We start from the raw sequence: 1,122 nt of genomic DNA, 5'->3' as shown, positions 1-1,122 counted from the left end.
TTCAGCAAAGGCGCGATCTTCATCAGCAAACTCTGCAAACAGATCGGCCAGTTGCATTGGATCGAGAACAGCCTGATGACGCTGACTGCGAAACTTTAAGAAGGCAATAAAATCAGCCACTTGCTGAAGCTGATTATCAGTCAGTCGATCCAAGTCTTGCTTAAGAGCTTCAGCACTTACTGGCATAGGAAGAAAAAACATTCCGACTTCCCCATTATAAGGGATCCTGGCCAACAGCCGTCTTCAACAAAACCCCATGAGTCCCTGAGTGCGTAGCGGGGTAAGGAGGACGTTCAGACGTTCGGATCTTATCAATTACTACTGTCTGATTCACCCGCGCTGCTAGACCCATTACCACCTGAAGTCGCCACTATTATTGAAGTTGCAATGATACTAATTGTCTGCCACTCGCTGCTTGTCTTTTCTGCCAATCAGCAAATAGGGCCTTGAAATCATAATTAAAAGATTTGGCTTGTTCTTCTCGTATTCTGTGTAATTCTTCAAGAATTTCATCTTCCCACATAAATTTACTCTCCCATCAATTCATATTAGTCCTCGTACTTCTCCCCAGACTTCTACTTACTTTGTCTAGCTTGACCAACTTTTAGCCAGGCAAAGATTTGTTGTGGAGTCAGTGTCAACTGAACCCCTGCAATTACCTTAAGTTGGTCATCCCCTCTGCAAACTTCTGGCTCTTGTTGGGGAGTAAACATTAAAACAGAATAATCATCTGGATCAAGCATCCATCCTAATTTACTGCCATGTTTTAAACAATGTAGAATGTTGTCAATTACACGGTTTACCTTTTGATCCGGTGAAAGAATTTCGATAGTCCAATCAGGTGCTTCCCTAAAGTCGTCCTCTGGTTCACCTGCTTGATTCAGGTTAATTCGATTCCATGCAATTACTGCCACATCAGGAACGATCGAACGCTCGCCGAAGGTACATCGCAACTCAGGTAAAGCTGTATAATCAACAGTGTGGCTGTCAACCTCAGCTAAAAGACGTTTTTGCAGGATAGAGTGTCGAGTCTTAGGCATGGGTTTCTGAATTGCGACTCCATGCAAGTATTCCCATGCTGGAGAATCCTCCAAATATGGCAATTTGAGGAAATCTTCAAGG

3 protein-coding genes are annotated in these 1,122 nt (G+C 43.5%); all 3 read right to left on the bottom strand.

Translation table 11 applies throughout. The annotated features are described in order from the left end of the window. On the bottom strand, nt 1-201 hold a 201-nt coding region (locus PX484_RS23170; protein ID WP_288105733.1), incomplete at its 3' end, for a hypothetical protein. A 172-nt stretch (nt 202-373) separates the two neighbouring features. After that, nucleotides 374-523, bottom strand: coding sequence for a hypothetical protein (locus tag PX484_RS23165; RefSeq protein WP_002787242.1), 150 nt, complete (start codon nt 521-523; stop codon nt 374-376). Nucleotides 524-575: 52 nt separating this feature from the next. Next, nucleotides 576-1,122 (bottom strand): Uma2 family endonuclease (locus PX484_RS23160; protein WP_288105730.1); only part of this gene is annotated, 547 nt, incomplete at its 5' end.

Source organism: Microcystis sp. M49636_WE2, assembly GCF_030065375.1.
In the GTDB taxonomy this organism is placed as follows: Bacteria; Cyanobacteriota; Cyanobacteriia; order Cyanobacteriales; family Microcystaceae; genus Microcystis; species Microcystis aeruginosa_C.
This window is presented reverse-complemented; position numbering and strand designations above follow the sequence as displayed.

Bases quoted from the DNA above. Each gene is read 5' to 3' on its own strand.
- PX484_RS23165 (WP_002787242.1), bottom strand. From the start codon at position 523: ATGTGGGAAGATGAAATTCTTGAAGAATTACACAGAATACGAGAAGAA.